Source organism: Thermococcus sp. LS2 (assembly GCF_012027375.1).
Classification (GTDB): domain Archaea; phylum Methanobacteriota_B; class Thermococci; order Thermococcales; family Thermococcaceae; genus Thermococcus_B.
Map to the genome: position 1 here is coordinate 1 of NZ_SNUI01000039.1, position 255 is coordinate 255.

1 protein-coding gene is annotated in these 255 nt (G+C 38.4%); it reads right to left on the reverse strand.

Features of this window, described 5'->3' with window-relative positions; all coding sequences use genetic code 11:
• Positions 1–17 precede the first annotated feature (17 nt).
• Positions 18–255, reverse strand: a 238-nt coding sequence (locus E3E24_RS12610) for an Lrp/AsnC ligand binding domain-containing protein (protein WP_167916130.1), incomplete at its 5' end; no start/stop codon positions are given.

Sequence of the window (255 nt, forward strand, 5' to 3'; positions counted from 1 at the left end):
AATTATAGATAAAAAGCTCAGAGAGTTTCAAGAACGACGTGAGTGATTGTCTCTTTCACACCATCTAGTGAAGCAATCTGCTCAAGGATTTCATCGAGTCTGGTCTTATCCGCCTCAACAATTAAGTAAATGTCTCCTGTGACTCTGTAAACCCTCTTAACTTTAAGCTTCTTTATTGCATCGTAAACCTGCTTCCTTTTCGTTGGCTCAATCTTTATGAAGACAAATACATCGCCTTTTCTTTCTCCTAAAAGC